At 69.3% G+C, this 24,557-nt stretch carries 21 protein-coding genes and 1 pseudogene; 13 read left to right on the top strand and 9 right to left on the bottom strand.

Going from position 1 to position 24,557, the window contains the following annotated elements:
• Positions 1 to 83: 83 nt before the first annotated feature.
• Genes IE307_RS19010 through IE307_RS19000 form a run of 3 tightly spaced genes read right to left on the bottom strand, consistent with a single transcriptional unit; the run spans position 84 to position 2,550 of the window.
• Positions 84 to 701 (bottom strand): TetR/AcrR family transcriptional regulator, encoded by a 618-nt coding sequence (locus IE307_RS19010; protein WP_191299300.1) that lies wholly within the window; start codon positions 699 to 701, stop codon positions 84 to 86.
• 47 nt (positions 702 to 748) lie between these two features.
• Positions 749 to 1,894 carry a pyridoxal phosphate-dependent aminotransferase gene (locus tag IE307_RS19005; protein ID WP_191299299.1) on the bottom strand — a complete coding sequence of 382 codons (1,146 nt, stop codon included), beginning with the start codon at positions 1,892 to 1,894 and terminating at the stop codon, positions 749 to 751.
• Positions 1,891 to 2,550 (bottom strand): RraA family protein, encoded by a 660-nt coding sequence (locus IE307_RS19000; protein WP_191299298.1) that lies wholly within the window; start codon positions 2,548 to 2,550, stop codon positions 1,891 to 1,893. Before IE307_RS19000 ends, IE307_RS19005 begins: the two co-directional genes overlap by 4 nt.
• A 752-nt stretch (positions 2,551 to 3,302) precedes the next feature.
• On the opposite strand from IE307_RS19000, the gene IE307_RS47745 reads away from it, so the two are divergent.
• Positions 3,303 to 3,431, top strand: coding sequence for a hypothetical protein (locus IE307_RS47745; protein ID WP_505744278.1), 129 nt, complete (start codon positions 3,303 to 3,305; stop codon positions 3,429 to 3,431).
• Positions 3,432 to 3,641: 210 nt separating this feature from the next.
• The gene (locus tag IE307_RS18995) at positions 3,642 to 4,733 is read left to right on the top strand and encodes a hypothetical protein (protein WP_191299297.1); all 1,092 of its coding nucleotides are present in this window, start codon (positions 3,642 to 3,644) and stop codon (positions 4,731 to 4,733) included.
• 181 nt (positions 4,734 to 4,914) lie between these two features.
• Here IE307_RS18995 and IE307_RS18990 read toward each other — a convergent pair whose 3' ends face one another.
• A complete protein-coding gene (locus IE307_RS18990; protein ID WP_191299296.1) occupies positions 4,915 to 8,049 on the bottom strand; it encodes an AfsR/SARP family transcriptional regulator in 3,135 nt (1,044 codons plus the stop codon).
• 142 nt (positions 8,050 to 8,191) lie between these two features.
• Between IE307_RS18990 and IE307_RS18985 the strand changes: the two genes are divergently transcribed.
• The 6 genes from IE307_RS18985 to IE307_RS18960 all read left to right on the top strand — a co-directional run bounded on the left by IE307_RS18985 (position 8,192) and on the right by IE307_RS18960 (position 13,317).
• Entirely contained in the window at positions 8,192 to 8,374 is a 183-nt protein-coding gene (locus IE307_RS18985; protein WP_191299295.1) for a hypothetical protein, read from the top strand.
• Positions 8,375 to 8,446: 72 nt separating this feature from the next.
• Positions 8,447 to 9,007, top strand: a complete 561-nt coding sequence (locus IE307_RS18980; protein WP_191299294.1) for a peroxiredoxin family protein — start codon at positions 8,447 to 8,449, stop codon at positions 9,005 to 9,007.
• A complete protein-coding gene (locus tag IE307_RS18975) occupies positions 9,004 to 10,860 on the top strand; it encodes an ABC transporter ATP-binding protein (RefSeq protein ID WP_191299293.1) in 1,857 nt (618 codons plus the stop codon). The genes IE307_RS18980 and IE307_RS18975 overlap by 4 nt, the downstream gene beginning before the upstream one ends.
• A 12-nt stretch (positions 10,861 to 10,872) precedes the next feature.
• Positions 10,873 to 11,391 carry a MauE/DoxX family redox-associated membrane protein gene (locus IE307_RS18970; protein ID WP_191299292.1) on the top strand — a complete coding sequence of 173 codons (519 nt, stop codon included), beginning with the start codon at positions 10,873 to 10,875 and terminating at the stop codon, positions 11,389 to 11,391.
• Entirely contained in the window at positions 11,376 to 11,837 is a 462-nt protein-coding gene (locus tag IE307_RS18965) for a S26 family signal peptidase (protein ID WP_229904859.1), read from the top strand. The genes IE307_RS18970 and IE307_RS18965 overlap by 16 nt, the downstream gene beginning before the upstream one ends.
• Positions 11,838 to 12,102: 265 nt before the next feature.
• Positions 12,103 to 13,317 (top strand): saccharopine dehydrogenase family protein, encoded by a 1,215-nt coding sequence (locus IE307_RS18960; protein WP_229904858.1) that lies wholly within the window; start codon positions 12,103 to 12,105, stop codon positions 13,315 to 13,317.
• On the opposite strand, the gene IE307_RS18955 is transcribed toward IE307_RS18960, so the two are convergent.
• Positions 13,304 to 14,335: a hypothetical protein gene (locus IE307_RS18955; RefSeq protein WP_191299291.1), complete on the bottom strand. Its 1,032-nt coding sequence runs from the start codon at positions 14,333 to 14,335 to the stop codon at positions 13,304 to 13,306. The two genes, IE307_RS18960 and IE307_RS18955, sit on opposite strands and share 14 nt — an antisense overlap.
• A 99-nt stretch (positions 14,336 to 14,434) precedes the next feature.
• Between IE307_RS18955 and IE307_RS47640 the strand changes: the two are divergent.
• The 3 genes and pseudogenes from IE307_RS47640 to IE307_RS18940 all read left to right on the top strand — a co-directional run bounded on the left by IE307_RS47640 (position 14,435) and on the right by IE307_RS18940 (position 18,866).
• Positions 14,435 to 15,555: pseudogene (locus IE307_RS47640) on the top strand (class I SAM-dependent methyltransferase).
• Entirely contained in the window at positions 15,444 to 17,042 is a 1,599-nt protein-coding gene (locus IE307_RS18945) for a hypothetical protein (RefSeq protein WP_229904910.1), read from the top strand. Before IE307_RS47640 ends, IE307_RS18945 begins: the two are co-directional and overlap by 112 nt.
• A 1,293-nt stretch (positions 17,043 to 18,335) precedes the next feature.
• Positions 18,336 to 18,866, top strand: a complete 531-nt coding sequence (locus tag IE307_RS18940; protein ID WP_229904856.1) for an SbtR family transcriptional regulator — start codon at positions 18,336 to 18,338, stop codon at positions 18,864 to 18,866.
• 209 nt (positions 18,867 to 19,075) lie between these two features.
• Here IE307_RS18940 and IE307_RS18935 read toward each other — a convergent pair whose 3' ends face one another.
• Together IE307_RS18935 and IE307_RS18930 are read right to left on the bottom strand one after the other, a co-directional pair.
• Entirely contained in the window at positions 19,076 to 19,402 is a 327-nt protein-coding gene (locus IE307_RS18935; protein WP_191299289.1) for a hypothetical protein, read from the bottom strand.
• A 413-nt stretch (positions 19,403 to 19,815) separates the two neighbouring features.
• A complete protein-coding gene (locus IE307_RS18930) occupies positions 19,816 to 20,721 on the bottom strand; it encodes an NAD(P)/FAD-dependent oxidoreductase (protein WP_229904855.1) in 906 nt (301 codons plus the stop codon).
• Between the two features lie 319 nt (positions 20,722 to 21,040).
• Between IE307_RS18930 and IE307_RS18925 the strand changes: the two genes are divergently transcribed.
• Together IE307_RS18925 and IE307_RS18920 are read left to right on the top strand one after the other, a co-directional pair.
• Positions 21,041 to 21,949, top strand: coding sequence for a recombinase family protein (locus IE307_RS18925; RefSeq protein ID WP_229904854.1), 909 nt, complete (start codon positions 21,041 to 21,043; stop codon positions 21,947 to 21,949).
• The gene (locus IE307_RS18920) at positions 21,930 to 22,601 is read left to right on the top strand and encodes a potassium channel family protein (protein ID WP_191299288.1); all 672 of its coding nucleotides are present in this window, start codon (positions 21,930 to 21,932) and stop codon (positions 22,599 to 22,601) included. Before IE307_RS18925 ends, IE307_RS18920 begins: the two co-directional genes overlap by 20 nt.
• An 839-nt stretch (positions 22,602 to 23,440) precedes the next feature.
• Here IE307_RS18920 and IE307_RS18915 read toward each other — a convergent pair.
• Complete coding sequence (locus IE307_RS18915) at positions 23,441 to 23,743, bottom strand: hypothetical protein (RefSeq protein ID WP_191299287.1); 303 nt, start codon at positions 23,741 to 23,743, stop codon at positions 23,441 to 23,443.
• 185 nt (positions 23,744 to 23,928) lie between these two features.
• Positions 23,929 to 24,420 carry a hypothetical protein gene (locus tag IE307_RS18910; protein ID WP_191299286.1) on the bottom strand — a complete coding sequence of 164 codons (492 nt, stop codon included), beginning with the start codon at positions 24,418 to 24,420 and terminating at the stop codon, positions 23,929 to 23,931.
• Between the last annotated feature and the right edge of the window lie 137 nt (positions 24,421 to 24,557).

Raw genomic sequence — 24,557 nt, 5'->3', positions numbered from 1 at the left:
GAGATGGTTCTATCAATTGGTGAGCGCGCGGGACTCAAGTCGGGAAACGGATCAGGTGGTGACGTGGGGCCCCGCGGGGACGGTCAGCCGACGCGGGCCCAGCCGCGCAGCGCGCCGCAGAACGCCTCGGTCAGCCGGGTGACGATCTCCCGGCGGGACAGGCTCGTCTCGTTCATGAGGTCCAGGACCTCGCGCGGGTCGTAGATCATGTTGTTGAGGAACAGGGCGTGCTCGAGCATCTTCGTCGGCAGCTCCAGGTCGCCGAGCAACGCCAGCACGGGCTCCGACCAGGCTTTCCGCATGGTCTCGATGATCTCGTTGCCGTTGTGCAGCCGCTCCAGGTAGCCCCGGCGGGACCGCAGCTGCACCAGGGCGGGACCGTGCTCGACCAGCAGGTCCAGCCACTTGTCCACGGTGGCGTCGAAGAGCGGCCTGCCCTGCGCGGTCGACTCGGTGGTGAACTCGTTCAACTCCTCGACGACGCTGAGCACGTACGCCGCGAGCACCTCGTCCAGCGAGGAGTAGTACCTGTAGGCGGTGGCGGGACCGATCTCGGCGCGCGACGCGACGGCTTGCATCGTGAGCTCGTCGGGTGCTTCCCTCGCGAGCTCGCGGACGGCCTCGAAGAGCCGCCGACGGTTGCGCAGGGTGTCGCTGCGCAGCTTGCGCCCGCCTCGCGGGGCGGCCTGCCGATCGGACACGGGCCTCCTGCCCTCGTAGAAGTGCACGCGAAGCCTATCGCCCCCGATCATGGCGGGCCCGGCCGCTCGGGCGCGAGGTGACCGACGATGCGGTTCAGCCCGGTCCGCAGGTCGTCCTCGGAGGCCGCGAACGAGATCCGGATGTGCCCCTCGCCGGACGGCCCGTACTCCGATCCGGCGCGGACCAGCACCTTCCGTGCGGCGAGCGCGCGGGCGACCTCCTCGGACGGGCGGTCGGCGGTGTAGCGGAGGAAGCCGTAGAACGCGCCCTCCGGGGGAACGAGGTGCAGGCCGGGCACTCCCGTGAGGCGCTCGACCACGAGGTCGCGGCGCCGCCGGTACGTCTCGACCATCGCGTCCACGACGCCGTCCGGCAGGGCGAGGGCGGCGAGTGCGGCACGCTGGACGGCGGTGTTCACCGACCCGTTGAGGGTGCGGTGCACGTGCGCCGCCGCGTCCACGACCGCACGCTGCCCGGCCAGGTGGCCGACCCGCCAGCCCGTCATCGCGTACGTCTTGGAGAACGTCTGGACCTGGACCGTCCGGTCCCGCAGCGACTCGACGGCCAGCGCCGACGTCCACTCGTGACCGGGGTAGACCAGCCGGTGATAGGCCTCGTCGCTGACGACCAGCGTGCCGGAGCCGCGGAGCAGCTCGCCGAGCGCCTCCAGCTCCTGCGGGCCGTGCACGACGCCGGTCGGGTTGGACGGGTTCGAGAAGATCATTATGGCGGCACCGGGCAGCGCGGCGGCCAGTGCGCCGAGGTCCCAGTGCAGGTCGGGGCCGAGCGGGACGAAGTCCACGGTGCCGCCCGCGAGGACGACCAGGTCGGCGTAGAGCGAGTAGGCGGGTTCCGGGATGACGACGCGGTCGCCGGGCCCGACCATCGCGAGCACGACCGCCGCCAGCGCGCCGGTGGCGCCGTGGGTGACGACGACGTCGTCCGCGCTCCACGTCCGGCCGGGGTGTTCCGGCAACCGGGACGCGAGCGCGGCACGCAGCTCCGGCAGACCTCTCTGGTCCGCGTAGTGGGTGTCTCCCGCCCGCAGTGCGGCCGCCGCGGCCTCGACGACCGGCGTCGGAGTCGGGAAGTCCGGTTCGCCCATCGCCAGGGACACCGCGCCGGGGGAGGCCTGGCCGAGGGCCGGGCGCCGGGAGAAGCGGCGCAGGTCGTAGACCCGGACGGCGGTCATCGGGCCACCGCCGGGCGACCGGGACGCGCGGCGAGGATGCGCTGCCGCAGCGCCTCTTCCTTCTCGCCGATCCCGTCCAGTGCGTCGACGGCCTCGCGCAGCCGGTGCCGCGGGACGACGACCACGCCGTCGGAGTCGCCGACGACCACGTCACCCGGCGCCACCACCACGCCGCCGACCGCCACCGGGACACCGATCGCGCCGGGTCCGTCCTTGAACGGACCGGCCGGGGTGACCGCCCGCGCGTACACGGCGAGCCCCATGCCGGCCAGCGCCTCGACGTCGCGGACCGCGCCGTCGACCACGGCACCGGTCACCCCGGTGTTCACCATGATCTCGCCGATGAGGTCGCCGACGAGCGCGCGCGTGATGTCGCCGTGGCCGTTGACGACGAGGACGTCGCCGGGCCGCGCCTCGTCGAGCGCCCGGTGGACGGCGAGGTTGTCGCCCGAGCGAACGTCCACCGTCAGGGCGGTGCCGACCAGCGGTGACCGGCCGGCGAACCGTCTGATGCCGCCGTCCAGCACTGTCATCCGCCCGAGCGCGTCCCCGACGTTGGCGGCCGGCACCTCCCCGAGGCGGTGTGTCTCCGCGGCCGCCGGGCGGAGCCAGTCCGGAGCGAGGGACACGCTGTCCGTCGCCGCAGCGATGTACATAGTGGAAGCTCACCTCTTAAATAAGAGAGATCTATCATTCTGGGCGTGACGATAGCGGGTCGGAGGCCGGGGGACAACGGTTCGCGGCGGACTTGTTCGGCGGCGAGCGATCAGGCGGTGGTCGGCGACCGCCGCATCTTGTACCGCCCGAAAAGTCATCGCTTCTCTGAGCGGTGAGGTTGTACTGGCCGCGAGCATGCCTGGGTGATCGGTTCGCTGTTGTGCCAGGTGCTGTGCGGAGCTTCTCGTTCTGCGGCACGAGAATGTTGTGCTTCGTAGGCAGTTGACTGGGCCGGTTTGTTACGAGCCTGCGGACCGGTTCTGGTTCGCGGTGCTGTCGAGATTGGTGCATCGCTCGCGCCGGCAGGAGGTCTTCTCGGTTACCCTGGCACGTTGTTCGGCTGGCACCGCGGGTTCATCGCCCGGAAGTGGGATCACACCGCGCGCCGGCCGTCCCTCAACCGCAGCATCGATCAAGGCGCTCGTGCTCCGACTTGCTGGAGAGAATCCGCGGTGGGGTCATCGGCGGATCCATGGTGAGCTGGTTCGGCTTGGTCATCGCCTGGGGGCCTCGACGGTCTGAGAGATCCTGAACCGCGCGGGCATCGATCCGGCGCCGCGGCGATGCGGCCCGACGTGGCGGGCGTTTCTGACCGCGCAGGCCGAGGGGATCATCGCGGCGGACTTCGGAGCGCGCATTGCGAACGGATCATCGGCAGCATCCGCCGTGAGGTCTCGACCACGTCCTCATCATGGGAGAAGGTCATGCGCGTCAAGTGCTTGCGGCCTACCAGACTCACTACAACGAGCACCGGCCTCACCAGGCCCGACCAGCTACCGCCAGACGTTCACGAACAGACCGGAACGGTGCACGATCTTGACGGCTCTGGCTGTCGCCCCGTCCGCACGCGGATCCTCGGCGGGGTGATCAACGAGTACCGATGTGCAGCTTGAGCTGCAGCGATGACTTTCCGGGCGGTACAAGGTGAACCGGGCCGCGATCTCGTCGGGGGATCGCGGCCCGTTCGGCCATTTGCCCCCGAACAGGCCCGCTGATCGGTAGGCTCGGCCACGCCGGCGAAAGGAGTGTGATGAGCTACTCCACCCCCTTCCTCCGCGACGACGGTTCGTTCCGCAGGAAGCAGAAGGCGGACGAACTCGTCGCCGAGGCCCGTCTCGCCGCCGAGCAGATGCCCGCGCCCGGCAAGGGCAACGAAACCGTTGCCGCACAGCCAGAGCGGCGCGTCGAGAAGTCCGCCACGGTGCCGCCGGTGCTGGAACTCCTGCTCTACCACGAGGAAGGCCGAGCCGCGGCCCGTGCGGCCGGCGACTTCCGGCTGGCGGACCGGGCGTTGGTCGACGTCGTCCACGACCTCGACGTGCTGCTGAACGGCGCGGAGGTCTACCTGGCCCAGCCCGCCGACGCGAGAGCGCGGCAACGCGTGCGCGACGCGGTGCCGCACCTGGTGACGATCTCGGCGGTCGCCGCGATGCCGCTGGGCGAGGTCGCCGGGTTCCTCGGCCTGCCACCGGATCGCGTCGAGACGGTGCTGGACTCGTTGGCCCGGCACGGCGACGTCGATCCCGCGGAACGCCGGGAGGCGCTCCAGCAGCTCCAGTGGTTGCGCGGTCAGTTGCGGCAGGCCGAGCTCACCCACGACCACACGCTGCTGGACCGGATCCTGGCGTTCGTGTCGAAGTTCGTCCTGCTCGGGGTGATCACGCTCGCGGCAGCGGCCGCCGGCGCGTTCGCCGTGAGCGAGTCCGTGGTCAAGGAGGTCGTCAAGACGGCGGTGATCGCGTTGGTCGCGGCGTCGCTGCAGATGAGCTCCGATCACCTGAAAGCCAAACCCGACAAGGGAAAGGAGTTCGTAGCCGCGCGGCAGGCGCACGCCGCGCTGCTCGCGGACCTGAAGTCGGCGGGCGTTCTGTGGGAGGAGCCCGCGTTCGACGGTGAGCACGCGATCATCCGGATCAGACTGGCCGTCCACATGTGCGTCGCGCGCGTCGCGTCGATCCCGCTCGTGTGGAAGGACAAGTGGCACTACTGGGACGCGCTCGACGACGTCACCGCCGCGCTCAAAGCGTCCACTTCGGACGAACTGTCAGTCAAGGTGCGACGCCTCGCCGCGTTGAGGCCGCCCGCACGCGCCCAGAACAAAAGATCAGGGCGCAGGCGCTGACACGAGTTCGTGCGCGATGCCCGCGAGAAGTTCGTAGCTGCCGACGGTCCGCGTGGTCGTGGATCGGCGACGTGATCATCAGCTCGGGCGTCCCGGTCTCGTCGAGCACGGCCTGGAGCTGGCGCCTGACCGCCGCCGGGCCGCCGACGAGCACCCGGCCGTACCGCCCGAGTCCTGACGGTCAGTGCGTGCGGGCATCGCTCAGCCGGGTTGCGATGGTGCGTGCCGTCGTCGCGGCGCGCTCGATGCCTGGACGGTGGCCGGTCGCATTGTGGAGTTCGAGTGCCTCACCCGCGTGCGCCGCGGCCTGTGTGTGGTTGTCCCGCGCCAGTTCGGTCTCGGCGAGGATGATCGCCGCCTTGCCCTGCAGGATCCGGTAGCCGAGCTCCCGCGCCCGGTGGTACGCGCGCTTCGCCGCTTGTGCGGCCTCGTCGTGTTCGGCCAGTGCCAGGTGCGCGTCGGCAAGGCCGACCAGTGCGTCGGTGAGGCCGTAGTGGTACGGCTTCGGGCCGTCGGCCAGGCCGGTGGCCTGCCGGTGGTGCGTGACTGCCGCGCTCGGCTGTCCTGCGCGGACGGCGATCCGGCCGACCGCGTTGAGGATGTCGACCTCGTTCTGGGTGCGGCCCGCGGTGCGCACGAGTGCCAGTGCCTGCTGCCCGAGGTCCTCCGCCCGCGCCAGGCGGCCCTCGGCGGACGCGATTTCGGCCAGCTTGCCGAGGCCCTGCGCCTCGCGGAAGCGCGAGCCCAGCTTCTGCGCCATCGCGAACGTCCGGCTGTACAGCTTCGCCGCGTTGTGGAGGTCACCGTGCAGCCAGGCCGCCCAAGCGAGGCCGGCGAGCGCGTCCAGCTCGCCGAAGACCGAGCCGTTCCGCCTGGCGAGGTCGAGCGCCTCACCGAAGTTGCGCTCCGCCGCGCGGAGGTCGCCCGACTCGCTGTGCATGTGGGCCAGGATCCGCAACGCGTGGACCATCCCCTCCGGTGCCCCTTCGGCACGCCACATCTGAACGGAGCGCTCGCCGTACGCGAGTGCTTCGGCCCGGCGGCCGAGGCCGAGGAGCGCGTGGCTCGCGTTGCCCAGGGCCTTGGCCTCGCCGGGGCGCCAGCCGATGTCGCGGGCGAGCGTGGCCGCTTCCTCGCTGTGGTCGAGGAATCCCTGGTTGTCGCCGGCACTCCAGGACGCCGTGGCGAGGTTGATGTGCATCGCGGCCTGGGCTTGGCGGTCGCCCGCCGCGGTTGCGCCGGAGAGGCCGGCTCGCGCGAACGCCCACCACATGTCGTTGTGGTAGGTGCGGGCGAGGAAGAACCCGCGGGTCGCGTCCGCCAGCCGCCACGCCACCGCCGGCATGCCGTGCGCGGGCGCACTTTCGATGATCGCGCCGAGGTTGGACAGCTCGTTCTCCAGCCAGGTCCACGCGCTCGCGGCCTCCGCGAACACCTCCAGGGCCGCCGGGCCGGACAGCATCGGCACGTGCGGGTAGAGCAGCCGAGCGGCAGCCTCGGTCATCGCCACGTACCAGTCGTACAGGCGCCGCAACGGTTCCCGTCTGTCTGTTTCGGACACCTCGCGGGCGTAGAGCAGGACGAGGTCGTGCAGCCGGTACCGGCCGGGCTCGTGCGACTCCACGAGGTTCGACCGGCCGATGCCGTCGAGCGGCCGGACCACGTCCTCTTGGCGCGCGTCGAGAAGCGCCGCCACGGCGGCCGGCGTGAAGTCCCTGCCGGGGAGGAGGCCGAGGTGTCGGAAGAGGCGGCGTTCGTCGGGCCGCAACGCGTTGTAGGACACGGCGAGGGCGGGCCGGACGGCGGCGCGCGAGTCACCCGCCACCTCGAGCGCCGTGATCGGACCGGCGTCGCGCAGGTCCGCGACGACCGACGCGATGCTCTGGCCTGCGCTTACCCGCAGCTTCCCCGCCGCCAGCCGCAGCGCGAGCGGAAGCCGCCCGCACAGGCCGACGAGCTCGTCCGCCGCCCGCGCCTGCACCGCGACCCGCTCGTGGCCGAGGACGTTCGCCAGCAGCAGCAAGGCCTCCGGCCGGTCGAGCACGTCGAGGCGCAGGCTGTGCGCGCCGTCGACGGCGACGAGACCGGTGAGCTGGTTGCGGCTGGTCACCAACGCCAGACACGAGGGCGTCCCGGGCAACAGCGGCCGGACCTGCTCCTCGTCCGCCGCGTTGTCCAGCAGCACGAGCAGTCGCCGGTCCGCGGTCACCGACCGGTAGAGCGCGGCTTTCTCCTCGTTGTCGACCGGAATGCGCCCCGCCTCGACGTCCAGAGAGCGCAGCAACCGCGCGAGGACCGTGCCGGGATCGGTCGGCGCGTGCCGGGGATCGAAGCCGTGGAGGTCGACGTGGAGCTGACCGTCCGGGAACCGCTCGGCTGCCTGGTGGGACCAGTGCACGGCCAACGCTGTCTTGCCGACACCCGCGGTGCCGTGGATCACCGCCACCACCGCGCCCCGGTTGGCCGTGATCTTGTCCAGCTCGGCGAGATCGGTGTCCCGCCCGGTGAAGGACGCCGCGTCGGCGGGAAGCTGCCGTGGCACCGGGGAGGCCACCGGCACGGACCGGCGCACGGGAAGGGCGTGGTCCTCGCTGGTGAGGATCGTGGCGTGCAGCCGGCGCAGCGCGGGCCCTGGCCGGACACCGAGGTCCTCGTCGAGGCGCGTGCGGATCTCCTGGTAGGCCGCCAGGGCGTCGGCCTGCCGCCCTGCTCCGGACAACGCCCGTATCAGCTGGTGCCAGAACCGCTCGCGGTACGGGTGCTGCGCGGTCAGCGCGGTGAGCTCGCTGATCAGGTCGCCGTGGCCGCCGAGTTCCAGCTCGAGCTCGGTGCGCCGCTCCAGCGCCCGCCACCGCTCCTCGTCGAGCCGGGGCGTCTCGTCGCGCCGCAACGACTCCGACGGCACGTCGGCCAGCGCCGAGCCACGCCACAACGCCAACGCCTGCCGCAGTTCCGCCAGCGCGGCGGCCGGGTCGAGCCGCCCCGCACGATCGACCATGGCACGGAACCGGATCAGGTCGAGCTGGTCGGGTGCGATGTCGATCCGGTAGCCGCTCGGCCGGGTCGTGATCAGGTCCGGGTCACCCAGTGCCTGCCGCAGGCGCATGACGTGCGTCGGCACGGTGGACCGGGCACGGGCCGGCGGCGCGTCTCCCCACAACCGGTCGATGAGCTCGTCCCGCGAGACGGTCTGCCCGGCGCGCAACAACAGCGTCGCGAGCACCACCCGCAGCCGGCCGCTGCCCAGCGGTACTGGCGTCGTCCCGTTGATCGCGGCCAGTTCGCCGAGCAGCCGGAAACTCCACCCTTCGGACAACGTGACCCCCCCGACGCGAGCCTAGCCCCGAGGTCATCGAGATGTCATCGAACTGTGAACGGTGGCCTGGAAGGTGGTCGGCGGCCACGGCGTGACCAGGAAGCGCGCCCTGGTTCCCGTTCCACCAGAAGGGATGTGTCACATGGTTCGTCTGATCGAGAAGCTCGGTGACCGGGTGCTGGCACGAGTGGTGCCGAAGGCGACCGCGGAGGCCGCGCCGCCACCGGGGTGCTGGTGTGACCAGTGCACGGGGGCATGGTCGTTCCGCTGTTGCTGGGTCAGCCCGACCTCGTACGTCTGCACCACCAAGTGCGTGTCCTGCTGATCTGACCCGGCGTCCCCGGCGGTCCGCCCGCCGGGGCGCTGGTCCCACTACCCGAGGACAGGAGGTTCCGCGGTGGCGGTGCTGGTCGTTTCCGTGATGGTGCTGTGCTTTCTCTGCCTGTTCGACCTCGTGCTCACGCTGGGCGTGCTCAGGCGGCTTCGCGACCACGAGACTCGCCTGGAGAAGGCCCCCGACTACGGCGCTCTGGACAACCTGGCGAGCTCGCTCGTGCAGGGTTCACGGCCGGACCCGTTCACCGCGACGACGACCGACGGAGACGTGGTGGCGCTGGACGACCTGGCCGACGGCACTGTGGTGGCGTTCATGTCGCCGCACTGCAAACCGTGTGTCGCCAACCTGCCGAGCTTCGTCGAGCACGTCGGTGTGCTGCCGGAAGGCAGGCGGCAGGTCATCGCGGTGGTGATGGGCGAAGAGGTCGAGGCGAAGCCGATGGCCGCTCGGCTCGAGCCGGTCGCGCAGGTCGTGGTCGAGCACATGAACGGGCCGCTGGCCGCGGCGTTCAAGGTGACCGCGATGCCGGTCATCTTCGTCCTGAAGGGGGACGGGACGGTGGCCGCGACGTCGTACGAGATCAGCCAGCTGCTCGGTCCGATGGCGGCGGTCGTCAAGTGAGCTCGCGGTTCACAGGTGTGGCCGCGGCGGTCGGCCTGGCGTGGCGCGCCGCGCCGGGGCTGTTCGCCGTGTACGTGCCCCTGAACGTGCTCGGCGCGGTCGTCCCGGTTGCCTCCGCGTGGCTGGTCAAGCTCATCCTCGACGCCGTCCTGCGCGGCACGCCGCTGCATCCGCTGCTGTTGCTGGTCGGCATCCTCGCGGTGGTGGGGGTCGTCGCGGGTGTCCTGCCGCAGGTGATCGAGCACGTGCGGGTCGAGGCGGACCGGAGGGTCACGCTGTTGAGCGAGGACCGGCTCTACGGCGCGACCGAGCGGTTCGTCGGGCTCAGCCGGTTCGAGGACCCCCACTTCCAGGACACGCTGCGGGTGGCGCAGGAGTCCGGGCGGTCCGCGCCGAGCAACGTCGTCAACGGGTTCGTCGGAGTCGGCCGGGCGCTGGTGACGATCGCGGGGTTCGTCGGCTCGCTCGCCCTGCTCGACCCGCTCATCACCGCGGTGGTGCTGGCGGCGGGGGTGCCGGCGGTGCTGGCCGAGCGCGCACTCGCTCGCCGGCGCGCGGCGGTGTTCCTCGAGATGAGCCCGTCGATCCGGCGCGAGCTGTTCTACGCCCGGCTGCTCACCGACGTCCGCGCAGCCAAGGAGGTGCGGCTGTTCGGCATCGGCGGGTTCTTCCGGCAGCGGATGCTGGCTGAACGTGTGAGGGCGAACGCGGCGGAACGCCGGGTCGACCGGCACGAGCTGCGGGTGCAGGGCGGGTTGGCGCTGCTGTCCTCGGTGGTGGCCGGCGGGGGTCTCGTGGCGGCGATCGTGGCGGCGAGCCGTGGCCAGCTCTCCGTCGGTGACGTGTCGATGTTCGTCGCGGCCGTCGCCGGGGTGCAGACGTCGCTGTCGATGCTGGTCGGCGCGTACGCGATGGCCAGCAGGTCGCTGGTGATGTTCGAGCACTACCTCGCCCTGCTGCGGTCGGACTCCGACCTGCCGGTCGCGACGTCACCGGTCGAGGTACCCCAGCTACGCGGCGACATAGAGCTCCGTGACGTGTGGTTCCGCTACTCGCCAGCGCATCCGTGGGTGCTGCGTGGGGTGAACATGACCATCCCGGCCGGCGGCGCGGTGGCGGTCGTCGGGCGCAACGGCGCGGGCAAGAGCACCATCGTGAAGCTGCTGTGCCGGTTCTACGACCCGACCCGCGGCTCGGTGCTGTGGGACGGCGTCGACCTGCGCGACATGGCGCCCGCCGACCTGCGGGCGCGGATCGGCGCGGTGTTCCAGGACTTCATGGAGTACGACCTGACCGCCGCCGAGAACGTCGGGGTCGGTGAGGTCGGGTGCCGCGATGACCGTCGCCGGGTCGAGGAGGCGGCGCGGCTGGCCGGCGTGCACGAGACGCTGGCGCGGCTGCCCGCCGGGTACGACACGCTGCTGAGCCGGACGTTCAGCACCGCCGGCTCGGCGTCGGCCGAGTCGGCCGCACTCGCCTGGCTGACCGGCGACGACGAGTCGGGCGTCGGGGTCACGCTGTCGACCGGGCAGTGGCAGCGGCTCGCACTGGCGCGCGGCCTGTTCCGCGGCAGACGGGACCTGCTCATCCTCGACGAGCCGAGCTCGGGTCTCGACCCGGAGGCCGAGCACCAGGTGCACGAGACGCTGCGGTCGTACGCCGCCGACACGACCAGAGTGCTGATCTCGCACCGGCTCGGAGCGACCAGGGACGCCGACCACGTGTTCGTCATCGAGGACGGCGTGGTGTCGGAAGAGGGCTCGCACGCCTCGCTGATCGCGGCCGGTGGCGCGTACGCCCGGCTGTTCGCGTTGCAGGCCAAGGGATATCAGGAGCCGACAGCGGTCGGCTGAGGGGAGTGGGTTGTGTCCGCAGTGGACTTGGCGTGCCGTGGCGTGCTGGTGCTGGTGTTCGCGGCGTCCGCCATCGGGAAGCTGGACGACTTCGGCGGTTTCGTGGCCGCGATCCGAGGGCTGCGGCTGGTGCCCGACGCGTGGCCGCGGCCAGTCGCCCGGCTGGTCGTCGCGGCGGAAGCGACGGCCGCCGGGCTGCTCCTGCTGCCACCTCGTGTCGCGGTCGTCGGCTTCACGCTGGCGATCCTGCTGTGCGCGCTGTTCGCCGTGGTCATCGAGTTGTCGGTGCGCAGGGACATCCGCGTGGCCTGCCCGTGTTTCGGCGCGTCCGCCGACCTGTTGAACCGCAGGCACCTCGCGCGCAACGGTCTCCTGGCGGCCGTGGCAGTCGTCGGGCTGACCGGGGTCGACACCGCGCCGCCGGGGTTCATCGGGGTCCTGGTCGGAGCGGTGACGGCGGTCTTCGTCGCCGCCGTGGTGATCAGGTTCGACGATGTCGCCGAGATCCTCGTGCCTTGGGCGGCGCGATGACCGCCGTGGCGGTGGTGACGGGGATCGTGCTGGGAGGTGTGTTCGGCGTGATCGCACTGAACAGGCGGTTCATGGTGGTCACGGTGGCCGGCCCGAGCATGACCCCCACGCTGCGCGACGGCGACCGGGTGCTGGTACGCCGCTGCGCGATCGACTCGGTGCGGCGCGGCGACATCGTCGTGCTCCTGGGACCGAGGATGCCCGGCCGCGGCGTCGCACCTGCCGACTTCATGGCGGGCGCGACGAACGAAGAACGCACACTGCTGATCAAGCGTGCGGTGGCCGTGCCCGGTGACCCGCTGCCGGGTGACTCGGCCGTCGTCCCCGCAGACGAGATCGTGGTCACCGGCGACAACAAGAACATGAGCTACGACTCCCGGCAGGCCGGCCCGCTGGACGCGCGCGAGGTGCGCGGAGTGGTCGTCCGTCGGCTGACCACGGTCTAGGTGTACTGACCACTGAGGTTGGTGTCTCCGGGCACGGTGTTGCGATGGCATCGGCGCCTGGTCGCCAAGAAGTGGACCTACCCGAATCGGGCTGGTCGACCGCGGGTCGATGAGACCGTCGTGGCGTTGATCGAGCGTATGGCGCGGGAGAGCACGGCCTGCGGTGGGCGCGGCGGTGTGTAGGAGCACGACCGCGTTCCTCCCGAACCGCGCCAAGGCCGACCGACCGGCGCGGTGACCAGAACCTGGGGGCATGCTGACGGTCATGAATCGTGAGCACGACGTCGTCGTCTACGGCGCTACCGGATTCGTTGGGGCGCTGACCGCCGCATACCTGGCCCGGCACGCCCCCGAGGGCGTACGGATCGCGCTGGCCGGACGGTCCGCGGACAAGCTCGCCGCCACCAGGGCCGGGCTGCCTCCGGCGGCGCGGGAGTGGCCGCTGGTCGTCGCTGACTCGGGGGACCCGGTCGCGCTGGCGGCGCTGGCCGCGTCGACGCGGGTGCTCGCCACCACCGTCGGCCCGTATGCGCGTTACGGGCTCCCGGTCGTCGAGGCGTGCGCACGGGCCGGCACGCACTACGCGGATCTGACCGGCGAGGTGTTGTTCGTCCGCGCCGCGATCGACGCCGTGCACGAGCTGGCCCTGGAGTCCGGAGCCCGGATCGTGCATGCCTGCGGCTACGACTCGATCCCGTCCGACCTGGGCATGCTGTTGCTGCACGAGCGGGCCGTGGCCGACGGCGCGGGTCCGCTCACCGACGTGCGGTTGGTGGCCACGGTCCGCGGCGGTTTCAGCGGCGGCACGATCGACTCGCTGCGGGCGCAGATCGAGGCCTACGAGAGCAACCCCGGCCTGCGGCGCGTCGCCGCCGAACCGCATGCGCTCAGTCCCGACCGCGCAGCAGAGCCGACGCCCGCCCAGCCCCGTGACGCGGGGATGCCCTCCCGCGCCGCCGACGGAACCTGGCAGGCGCCGTTCGTCATGGCTCCGTTCAACACCCGCATCGTGCGGCGCAGCAATGCCCTGCTCGATTGGGCCTACGGGCCGGAGCTGCGCTACGGCGAGGTCATGGGCGCGGGGCAGGGCATCACCGGAGCGCTCATGGCGGCCGGTATCACCGGTGGGCTGGCCGGACTGGTCGGCGCTATGTCGGTCAAGCCCGTCCGCGGCCTGCTCGACCGGGTGCTGCCCGCGCCCGGTACCGGGCCCAGCGAACAGGCTCGCGCGAAGGGCTGGTTCCGTTCGGTGCTGCACGCCACCACCAGCTCGGGGCGCCGCTACCGGGCCACAGTCGCCGGACCAGGCGATCCCGGCTACGCCGCCACGGCCGTCATGCTCGGGCAGAGCGCCCTATGCCTGGCCCTCGACGACCTCCTGCAGCGATCCGGCTCGCTCACGCCTGCGACGGCGATGGGCCGGCCTCTGATCGATCGCCTGCGGCTCGCCGGCCACACCTACGACGTCACGGCCGCCTGACCCACGCCACCATGGGGGTTGGATGCTTCTTGCGGCCTCGGGAAGCGTGTCCTAGTCGTGGCACTGAAGCCTCGGACGGATGGTTCTCGGTGTCGATGCGTCTCGCGGGCCTTGAGGGAAGTTGATCAAGGCGGGCACGTCGAGCGTGCTTTGAGTGGCCGTGTGGGAGAACTCTGAGCTGGGGCTGAGGCTGGCGTCCGTCCACTGTGGACGTGGTCGCGTCTTCGCCGAGCACGACCGCTTCGGGCAGGTCCACGAAACCCAGGTGCTCCAACACACCACGCAGGTGGTCGGGAGAAGTGGTGTCCACGCCGATGTTGCGCAGCTTCGGCACGTGCAGCTGGTCCGGTCCGGACAGCCGCACGCCGTTCAGGTGCACCTGAACGGCCCGGAGGTGCGGCGCGGAGTAGTCGGCCGGCCCGAGTTCGACGGCGAAGGTCGCCTGGTCGCAGTGCATTCTGACGGACCGCGCACCGAACGCTCCGAGGAACTCGTCAGCGACCGCACGCCACCGCGCGGGATCCTCGCCGCTGACCGACGCGAAACCCTTGTGCTTCGCGATGTCGCGACCGGGCTTGGTCAGGCCGAGCAGTCCGTTCGCGCAGTGGTAGCGCACCAGGTACTCCTGGTCGAGCACGCCGCGGTGCAACGCCGCCAACGAGCGCGGCGTGCACGGCAGCCGTGGAAGCGCCAGGGCCGTGTCGATCCGTTCGCCCCAGTGCCCGCCACCGCTTTCGAGCACCGCGGCCACCTCGGACACGTACCCGTCGTCACCCGTCATCTCGCACAGCACCTGTGCGGTCCGCACGCGGAAAGTGCCGCTTGCAGACGGAAGTGCGGACCGCAGCACGTCGTCCGCGTCGGACGGTGCACGACCGGCGCGCGCCAGTGCGCCCATCGACTCGACCGCGACGTGATCGCGTTCGGCGACACCGAGGCGCACCATCCGCTCCACCCGCTCCGGTCGGCGCTCGTGCTCGGCGACCAGCGCGCTGACGTCAGCGCCCTCGTGCCGCACCAGGTACGGCTCGCCGAATACCTCAAGACGGAACTCGTGCCACGCTTCGCTCAGCCGCGCGAGGCTAGTGCTTCCCCGATCACCTGACGCCGCCGCGACTTGCTGAGTAGCGTCGCGGACACGGAGAACGGCGGACCCAGCCGGACTGCGCTCATCACCGCGTACGCCCGCGCCTACCACCAGGTCGAAGACCGACCGAAGATCTTCGACTACCCCCTCGCGGCACGTCCGCTCGGCTACGCCCAGGACGAGCTGCCGAGCCTGGGCACGGTCGGGACCGAGCGCCTGAGCGGCGCCATGACGGACCGCCCCCGCCGTCTCTTCTTCGCCTCCAGGACCCGCTTCGCCGAGGACGCCGTCACCGCGGCCGTCGCCGCCGGTGTGCGGCAGGTGGTGGTCCTGAGCGCAGGCCTGGACACCTTCGCCTACCGCAACCCGCACCCAGACCTGCACGTCTTCGAGGTCGACCACCCCGCGACGCAGGCGTGGAAGCGAGAACGCCTTGCCGTGGCGGGAATCGACACCCTCGACACGCTGACGTTCGTGCCGGTCGACTTCGAAACCAGGCGCTGGCACCAGAACCGGATGCCGCCGGGTTCAGCCGGACGCTCCCGGCCACGTTCGTGTGGCTCGGCGTCGTCTACTACCTGACCCCGGAGGCCGCTCACAGCACCCTCGCCTACATCGCGGGCCAGGCGCAGCCGGTCGAGGTGGTCTTCGACTACCTGCGGGCCGCGACCACCGACGCGGAACGTGCTCACCAGCGCCTCCGTGCCGAGCGGCTGGCCGGTGTCGGTGAATCCGTGTTCAGCTACTTCACGCCCGACGGCATCGCCGCGCAGTTGTGGTCACTCGGGTTCACCGGCGTCGAGGACCACCCCGCCGCGGACCTGGTCGTCGGATACCTCGGCGAGTCCGCGGGGGGAACCGTCCCCGGCGCTCGGCCCTCTCCGCATGCTGCGCGCAAGCCGTTGAGGACGGTGTCCATTTTCGGCGCCATTCAGGACATCGTTGAGGATTCGTTCTGCCGCAACGCATCGAGCCGTAGACTCCGACACCCCGATGCCGACGCGGGGGAGGAGAACGGATGCAGGAGCCTTCGGACTCGGTGGAGACCGCAGAGCCTGAGGAGAACGACCCGGCGACGGTCCTGGTGGAGGTACTCCCCGGGGTGGCGGTCTTCGCCGGTGAGGTTCCGCCGGAACTCAAGCTCGACCTGATCGACTTCGGGATCGTGCCGACCGCCGACCGCAGGCAGATCTCCGCGATCCTCGCCTCCATCGGGAACGCGGCGACCGTGACCGACAACGTCGGCACCGCGTTCGCGAGCGTGCAGGGGCTCTACCGGCTGGGCGAGAAGACGCAGGCTCTTCTGAACAACGGTGCAAAGCTCGCCAGCAAGGAGGGCGGTTTCCTCGGCACGGTGATAGGCCGCGGCGGCATGGCTCAGGCCCGCCTCTACCCCGTGACCGCTGTGAGCAAGGCACCGATGCTGGCCTCGGTCGGCCCGGCACTGGCCATGGTGGCGTTGGAGATGATGCTGAACGAGGTCTCGAGCCTCGTCAGGGCCACCCTCGCGGCGACCAACCAGGTCCTCACCACCATCCGCAAAGAGCAGTGGGCCGAGCTGACCGGACTCGTCGCCGCCGTCGACCGCGCGGTCGACCAGGCGCGCGAGATCGAGTCGGTCCCGGCGTCGCTATGGGAGGACGTCGCGGGCAGCGGACCGTTGCTGCGCAAGCAACTAGAGCTCTACCAGGGCAACGTTCGCGACCACGTCCGCCGGGTCGGCCGGGCCGACGCACGCGGCCAGCGCGAGTACCTGCAGGCGAACGCCGAGGCCATCGCCTTCGACGTGCACGCCCTGCTGTCCTCGCTCAACGCGTGGACGGGGTACCACGCGCTCCGCGCCGCACGGGCGAGGGCCGCGGGACGTGAAGACGCCGGCGAGGCGCACTACGCGGAGGTCATCGCCCGCGACACCCAGGCGGAGTTCGACTCGACCCTCGCCGGGATCACGAGCCTCGTCGACGCGCTGGTTCGGGAGCTCCGGATCACCGCCGAACTGCGCGAGCCCGACGCATGGCCGTTGCCAGGCAAGCGGAAGGACGTGAAGGAGGCCCGCGAAGCCTCCGCCCGGCTGCTGCAGTGGATCGAGCCCCTGGCCGACTCCCTGCACCCGCCGGTGGCGCCGCTGGAGACCCCGGACGTCCTCTGCGGACCTCCGTCCCTGGACTCGGGGCCGTACCTGCGCATCCTGCGATGGCTCTTCGAAGACGGCGAGGTCCTGAGCGTCCTCGGTTTCCCCGAGGAATTGGACGACGGTCCGCTGTCGTCGATCGTCGGCGGAGCGATGGGGATGCTGTCCGCGGCGATGGACAAGACCGCGGACAGGACACTGGTCGCCGTCACGGACCGCCGCATCATCCTGGCCAGGACGAACACCTTCCTCGACCAGGCGGAGATCCAGCAGGACATCCCGCTCGACCAGGTGCGCTACGTCCGGGCACCGGCGGCGCAGCCGATGATCGACCTCATCACGCGCGACGAGAACATCCAGTGGCTCTTCCACACCGACGTCGATAGCGCCCAGGTGGACGCGCTTGCCGCCGTGCTCGCCGAGTCGATGACCATCCCGGACACCGAACGCGACGAGCTCCGACAGCGGCGTCCCGCGTCAATCAAGGCGAGCGTGGTCTCGGACTGATCCGCCGCCGGGCTCGAACGCCAGGAGGTAGTGCCGGCCCACGTATCCCGGCATCCGCCGGGTGTTGAGCACGGCGTGCACCAGCGGACCCAGCGTTGTGCGTGCCGAGAAATACGTCCGAGCAGGTCAGTAGACTTCGACGGGTAGCGGTCATCATCCGGCATGATCGCGGCTGTGCTGGTCCGCTTCGCTTACGGTCGTCTTCACGCTTTCGCCGCGCTATGGCTCCTGCGCATGGCCGATCGAGACAAGGACGTCGAGATCCTCGCGCTACGCCACCAGCTTGCGGTCCTGCGACAACAGCACCCTTGCGAGCCCGACTGCAACCCCCTGGGCCTGACCCGGATCGAACGCCTCGCGGTACTCCGACGGAACCGTCTCGGCGGGGGTCCTCCACGAGTATGCGTGGACGTAGTTCTCGGCACGCTCAGCGCTCCCAAGTCGGCTGGAATCGAGGCGTACATTCTGCCTTTGCATTGTCTTTGTGCGCCGTGACCAGGTGCAGGACAACTGCATCCGCATCAAACTCACCTATACCTGCATGACCCAGGTAGGCGCGGCGCGCGCAATCCTGGTCAAGTAGGTATTACTGGCGTAAATGTCTGGAGTAGCGGCTCCGAGGTGAGCCATCAGTTACACCCCTGCGCTCGTTGCGCCGATCGGTCGAAATATCTGTGGTGACCAACCAATGATAGCGGAGGACGAGGATGATTCTGTCGCATCGCATCCACACGGAAGGCTTCAAGATGAGAACCATGCGAACACGAGCGGCTGTCGCGACAAGCTGTGTTCTTGCCGCCGTCTTCGGCTCGATCGTCTTCACAGCGTCGCCGGCGGCAGCTGTTCCTCTGAACTGCGACGCCGCGGTGGCGTCCAACGGAGTTGGCAGTGCCTGGTGCTCGAACGGCACAGGGCAGGTCCGCGTTGCGATCGGATGCGAACGTTGGGGCTGGTGGCAGACGGTCTACGGCCCCTGGGTGGACGTCAACGGCACCTACGCGGCCTCGCACGCGAGCTGCCCGTTCACGTGGGGTATTCGTTGGGCTGGAGTTGGCGGTAGGCGCTGACCGCGTACTGACCGGGGCGCGACTTTGCGTCGGAGGGCCCGTCTCGCTCGGATGATTCCCAGCGGTCGGAATATTTGATGCGGGACTCCGCTTTGCCTGGAAAACGCGCTGGACGATACGTGTCGCAATCTGAGAATCGCTCAGAGTGGCAATCTTCTGTCAGATCAAGCCAGTCGGTACTACGGCCACTCGTGTGCGTAGCCGAGCAAGCCTCGGTGATGAACGATTGAGCGCTGCTGTATGCCGCAGCGGCGCGCTCATCACCGCGGTCTTCGCCGACCGCATGAACATCTACGCCCGCGCTGTCGCCACCGCGCTCGCCGACCCAGACCCCTGGCGTGGCTTCACCGGCTACATCCATGCCGTGTGCGCCATGCAGGCCGCCGGCCGTGGCTTCGCAGAGGTCCTCACCATGACCTTCCCCGCGGCCAAAGCACTCGAAGCCCGCCGCACCGAGGCCTACCACGGCTTCCTCGAGCTCATCACCCGAGCCAAAGCCTCCGGACACCTGCGCGAGGACTTCGACGACCGCGATCTCCCAATCCTGCTCATGGCCAACGCCGGCGTCGTCGCCGCCACCCAGGACGCCGCCCCCGACACTTGGCGCCGCCTCATCGACCACATGCTCCGCTCGTTCGCCGCGCCCACGACCGACATCCCGCCGCTCACCCCACCGCCCGCCGCCGCAGCCCTGTATCGCGCGATGGTCCACCTCGGACGTCCTTCAACCGGGCAACGCGAAAACCCGAACACCTGAGGCAGGCCAGAAGGCGGTCCGAGACTGGAGATGTCTCTGCACATGCCAGCCTCCGGCCAAGCGCAATTCTGTTGACTCAAGCGCTGCCGTCGACAACTTGGATCGGCTGCTTGAACGCTCGCACCAAGAGCATGTGCAACTGCTGCTGGTGAGTGAGCACCTGGTCAAGACGGACTCGATCGGGAAGATCGTGTCCTACGGCCCGGCAGTCATATCGGCATCTCCGACGTTGGCACCGACGCCCGCCGAGCGCGGCTCGTGCTCAACTGCATCGTCGGCACCCTCACCTTCGCCGAGGATCGCGAAGGACTGGAAGCCGCCGGCTTTGAGATCACACCGACCTTCGAGGCCGCAGAAGGCATGTCCTCCGCGATCATGTGCGCCATGAAGCCTTGTACGTGCCGAGAAATATGTTCGTGCAAGTTAACGGGCATCGGTGAGTAGCGCTCATCATCCGGCACGATCGCAGCCGTGCTGGTCCGCTTCGCATGCCTCGCCACCGACTCGCCGTCCTGCGTCGCCAACTCGGCGATCATCGCCCCCGACTGCGAGCTGTGGACAGGGCGTTGCTCGCAACCTTGTTCGTGCCCCTCGCCCGCGCGACGTTATGTCGGCTCCGGTTGCGGTCCCTTGGAAACGTTGCTGAGGTGGCATCGCGACCACATGGCGCGTCGCCACGACCGTGCGAGCGTGAACAGAAGACCTGGACGGCCTCGTGCAGTCGCGTCGGTCCGCCGGGGCGTCCTGCGTTTGGCGGCCGAGAAACCCGTCGTGGGGGTATCGACGTATCCACGGTGAACTTGCGCTCTTGGGGGTCGCGAACGCTACCTCCACCGGTCAGTGCCAGTACATTCTCGCCGCGATCTACCACGCGAGCCGACGCGGATGACTATTACGACAGCCACTGAAGACCGATTCTGGTCGCGGCTGTGCTGGCAGTGGTCACGGCTCACTTGCCGAGCAGGGCGCTGGCCATGGCGCGGCCGGAGAGCCAGGCCGTCTGCACGCGTGGGCGCCCGAACGCATCTCCGCACAGCCACACCTGGCCGTCCCTCGCATACGGGGCGTCGGACGCCTTCTCGGGCTGGGCGTAAGTCCACCGGTGCGTCTCGATCTGCGGGGAGGCGGTGATGCCGAGCAGTTCCCCCACGGCCGCGGCGAGTATCGGACCGGCCTCAGCGGGTGCGTCCAGGTGTTCGGAGGCCAGTTGGGCGGTGGAGTGGGCGACGAGGACCGGTGCGGCGTCGCCGCGGCGGTCACCGTCGTCGCACACGGTGGCGAGTACCGGGTGGTCGTTGACGAACGCACCGTGAAGGCCGTTCCACGAGCGGACCGGATAGGTGAGGACCGCGGCGATCACCGGCTGCCAGCTCTGTGAGGCCGCGGCGGGGACGATCGCCGGCGGCGGCGACAGCTTCAGGGCCTGGGGGCCGGGCATGGCGAGCACCACCGCGTCCGCGCCCTGCGCGACGGATTCGATGGAGACGACCGGAGTAAAGAGGCGGATGTCGAGCCCGTCGGCGAGATCGGCAGCGAGGCTGCGCAGCCCACCGGGAGCTGCCCAACGTACGGGACCGCGCGTGTCCGTGCCCGCGGGGTAGACCCGCAGGGTGTCTGTCCAGGGACGGGCGAGGCCCAGCGCCTGCCAGGACTCGGTCTGCTCTGCGAACGCGGGGTCGTCGGCGACCAGGTAGGCGGCGCCGATGTCCGTGTATCGGCCGTTGATGCGCCGGCTGGCCAACCGCCCGCCCAGGACACGGCCTCGGTCGAGGACACGTACTCGTGCTCCGCCTTCTGTCAGCGCACGTGCGCACGAGAGACCCGCTATATCTGCCCCGACCACGACGACGTCCACGAAAGACACACTAAGTGCCACGCAGTGAGGCCACAGGACGACGGCGCCGCGCCGACCCGCCGCGTCTGCCATCGTCGAAGGCGGCGGTTTCGTCGTCAGCCCGGACGGGTCCCGGCCGGACGTGCAGATCCGCATCGTCCCGGTGACTATGGTCTGCGGCGGCTGGATCCGGTTGTCCAGTAACGGGTTTGCCATCAACTCGACCTTTCTGCGCCCCGAAAGCCGCCAAGGTCGTGTTCGGCTGTTCGGCTGAAGATGGTTCGAGTCGTCGTCACGGCGACGTCGGTCGGAGGTCTCGGTTTGACCGAGGGAGCTGACTGTGGCCACGCTGACGAACGCCGAACTGGTTGCCGCGTTGACCCGGCGTCGTCGTCCAGCGGCACCGCCTGAGGAGCCTGGTCTTCGCTTTGCGTTCTACGGGCGGATGTCGACGAGCGTGTTTCAGGATGTGCAGACGTCTCGTGCGTGGCAGCGCGCCGTGTCGGAGGAGCTGATCGACGGCGTTGGTTCGGTCGTTGCGGAGTTTTTCGACGTGGGTGTGTCGCGACGCTGGCCATGGGAGGACCGTCCCGAAGCGGCGGCGTTGCTGGCCGCAGCAGCGGCCGCAGGTCGTTCCTTCGAAGCAGTGGTTGTGGGGGAGTACGAGAGGGCGTTTCACGGTGATCAGTTCCGAGAGGTTGTGTCAGGGCTGAATGCTTTGGGCGTTGCTGTGTGGTTGCCGAAGGCGGGTGGTCCGGTGGAGTTGGGTAGTCCGGTGCATGAGGCGTTGATGGTGTTGCTGGGCGCTCAGGCACAGCGTGAGGTGGCGCGTGCGCGGCAGCGCGTACTGGCGGCCATGCGGACGCAAGCTCGTGTGCAGGGCCGGTTTCTGGGCGGCCGTCCGCCGTATGGGTATGGGTTTGTTGATGGTGGTCGGCATCCGAATCCGGTGCATGGTCGGTGGGGCCGGCGGGTGCAGGTGTTGGCGCCGGATCTGGTGGCGGCGCCGTGGGTGCGGTGGATGTTCGCCGAGCGTGCTCGTGGTCGGACGGTGGCGTCGTTGGCGCGCGAGCTCAACGAGCGTGGCGTGGTGTGCCCGTCAGGTGCAGACCCCGAGCGAAACGCGCACAGAACGGGGGAACGGTGGATCGTTCGGACCGTGGCGATGATTCTTGAGAATCCGCGCTACACCGGCCGACAAGTATGGAACCGAAGCAGCACGACCGGCCATGGATCTGTTGTCGGATGAACAAGCCTCACGGGTGGTGGTGGTCGGCCTGGGCCGCTTCGGCAGCTCGCTTCCGCTCGAACTCACCGCCCGGGGAACCGAGGTCCTGGGCATCGACTCCAACCCCAAGATCGTCCAGCAGCACGCACACGAGCTCACTCACGCTGTCGTCGCGGACACCACTGACGTGGAGGTGATGAGACAGCTCGGCGTCGACCAGTTCCACCGTGCCGTCGTCGGCATCGGAACGGACCTGGAAGCCAGCATCCTCACCACGTCCTTGCTGGTGGACTTCGAGATTCCTCACATCTGCGCGAAAGCGGTCAGCCGCCAGCACGGCCGCATCCTGGAGCGCATGGGGGCCCATCACGTAGTGCTGCCAGAGCACGAGATGGAGGAGCGTGTCGCTCACCTGGTGACCGGCAGGATGCTGAACTTCATCGAGTTCGAGGACGATTACGCGATGGTCAAGACCCGCGCGCCGGAAGAGGCCGTGGGCATGCCGCTCGATCAGAGCCGTCTGCGATCAAAGTACGGAGCAACGGTGGTCGGCGTGAAACGGCCGGGAGAGGCCTTCACCCACGTCGCCGCCGACACCGTGATCAACCGCGGTGACGTGCTGATCCTGGCCGGCCGGACCTCCGAGGTCGAAAGCGTGGCCGACCTCACCTGAGGTTCTCGGGCTGGTGGGACAGCCAGGCACGCAACCGCGGCAACCACCCCGGCACCTGTACGCGATAAGCCGCGTATCGGTCGCCCAACTGGAGCAGGAGAGAGCTCGGCTGGCTCAGCCCTGGCGAGTACGAGGCCGCCTGGCACGCCGATCAACCCGAGCATCTACCAACCCCGCGTCCCCGACCGGAGCCAGGTATTCACCTCTCCGAGTGCTCGGGGAACCTTAAGCTTCAATCGGCCAGCCTTGGAGCGACTGATGAGCTGCTCGGCGAGCTGCTCGTCCGGACCGGTCTCGGGTTTCGGTCCTCAGCCCTCGCCATGCCCCACATCCTGTCGGCCAACAGGCGCACTCCCTGATCGGGAGTTACACCGTCCGGTTTCCAATCCCGGTTGTAGATCCGTACGTCGGCGGCGAGTGCTTGGCAGCTTGATCAACGAGTATGAACCTGCAGTAGCTTGATTCGCAGGTCAGGCTTTTTAAGCCATGTTTTGACACCCCACAGGCTCGTGAGCGCATTGGAGAAGCCCGCTGGGGTCACGCCTTTGGGAAGAGTTGCCTGCAGAACGACGAGTTGTCGAGTTGGTTCAACGCGAAGGTCGACTTCGTGCGCTTGAGCCAGCTGGAGATGGCGGCCCAGCAATTCTCGCCCATCGGGATGAGGGACTCCCCAACGTGACCAGGGCAGGTCTGAACATCACCGCCCTGCCGTCGATACTGATCGGGCGATTTCGGCACGCGCAGAGCCGTGGCCGTTCACCGATCTCGGCCGACAGCGGCCCAGGTCTCGAGAGTCCCGGACTTCGCTGCCGGCTGGCGGTAGGTGACCGGTGGGGCGGTCAGAAATTGCGCTTTTCCACTGCGACGTTGACGGCCCAATAATCGGGCCTGCAGCCGGCGCTGCTGACATCGAAGAACGGCCTCGCCCAAGGACCGTAGCTCGCGTATGCATTCCCCGAGGACAGCTTGCAGGTCACTTTGACGCGGAAGGCGCCTGTGCCGGACATGCAGTACGCCTGGCCACCATTCGACCATTGCGCGGTCGAGCAGTCTTGCGGATTGGCCTGAGCGCCACCGGCGCTCGCCAGAAGAAGCGCGCTTGTCGCTGTGGCCGTGATGATGCTGGCGGCTATCAATCTCATTTGACCCCCTTTTTTTTTGGATCGCAACGATGTGGCCATCGCCCGATGGGCTTGCACGACTTGGCTGAGGCCGTCGACACGTGCGACATCTGACCGACTCGTGCCGCGCGGTCACCTCGACGTTCGAGGTGACCGGGGGAGCAGGACACGACCAGCCGTCGATTCGCGCTGGCGGGCCAGCCGCATCACGGGTAGTAGACGATGCCTTCGGCGTGGACGTACGGGCCGCCGGTCCCGCGGGTCGGGTTGGCTTCGAACTTGTAGTCCCCGCCGCTGGTGTGCCAGATCAGGTCGTCGGCGCCGTCACAGCCGTTGGCCGTCTTCGTGCCCAGCGTGTACCAGTAGAACCCGTTCCAGCGCCAGAGCGTGAAGTTCATCTTGCTGCACGGGTTGCCTGTGCTTTTGTCGTAGACCTTGTTGACCTTGATATTGGTGTATCCCACCCCCGTAGAGGTCCATTGGCGCGAGAACTGGGAGAAGGACGCCTCGACCCACCAGTCGAACCGGCCAGCCAGGATCCCGACCTCGTCCCCGGTCGTCCGCTCGGTCGAGCCGACGCCGGTCAGCCTGTCTTGGTGCTTGCTGTCGCCTGCGGACGACGACGCAGCCGACGGCGCCGCGAACGCGGTCGTTGCCGAACTCGTCATCCCCAGAACAGTCGCCGCCATCGTGATCATGGCGATCAGGACACGGTGTGCTGTTGGCACGATCTCTCCCTGGACGTGCGTTGTGTTCGGACCGCGAAGGATTCGCTTCCGTGGTCCTGACTGTCGGCTGCCCGTCGTGCGAAAAGCTTGCTTTTTCCTGCTTCGGG

Source organism: Lentzea cavernae (assembly GCF_014653695.1).
Lineage (GTDB): Bacteria > Actinomycetota > Actinomycetes > Mycobacteriales > Pseudonocardiaceae > Lentzea > Lentzea cavernae.
This window is presented reverse-complemented; position numbering and strand designations above follow the sequence as displayed.

Excerpts from the sequence above, each read along its gene's own strand:
- IE307_RS18960 (WP_229904858.1), top strand. The coding sequence starts at position 12,103 with ATGAATCGTGAGCACGACGTCGTCGTCTACGGCGCTACCGGATTCGTT.
- IE307_RS18920 (WP_191299288.1), top strand. The coding sequence starts at position 21,930 with ATGGATCTGTTGTCGGATGAACAAGCCTCACGGGTGGTGGTGGTCGGC.
- IE307_RS18995 (WP_191299297.1), top strand. The coding sequence starts at position 3,642 with ATGAGCTACTCCACCCCCTTCCTCCGCGACGACGGTTCGTTCCGCAGG.
- IE307_RS18915 (WP_191299287.1), bottom strand. The coding sequence starts at position 23,743 with ATGAGATTGATAGCCGCCAGCATCATCACGGCCACAGCGACAAGCGCG.
- IE307_RS18985 (WP_191299295.1), top strand. The coding sequence starts at position 8,192 with ATGGTTCGTCTGATCGAGAAGCTCGGTGACCGGGTGCTGGCACGAGTG.
- IE307_RS18935 (WP_191299289.1), bottom strand. The coding sequence starts at position 19,402 with ATGATCGCCGAGTTGGCGACGCAGGACGGCGAGTCGGTGGCGAGGCAT.
- IE307_RS18910 (WP_191299286.1), bottom strand. The coding sequence starts at position 24,420 with ATGATCACGATGGCGGCGACTGTTCTGGGGATGACGAGTTCGGCAACG.
- IE307_RS19005 (WP_191299299.1), bottom strand. The coding sequence starts at position 1,894 with ATGACCGCCGTCCGGGTCTACGACCTGCGCCGCTTCTCCCGGCGCCCG.
- IE307_RS19000 (WP_191299298.1), bottom strand. The coding sequence starts at position 2,550 with ATGTACATCGCTGCGGCGACGGACAGCGTGTCCCTCGCTCCGGACTGG.
- IE307_RS47745 (WP_505744278.1), top strand. The coding sequence starts at position 3,303 with ATGGGAGAAGGTCATGCGCGTCAAGTGCTTGCGGCCTACCAGACTCAC.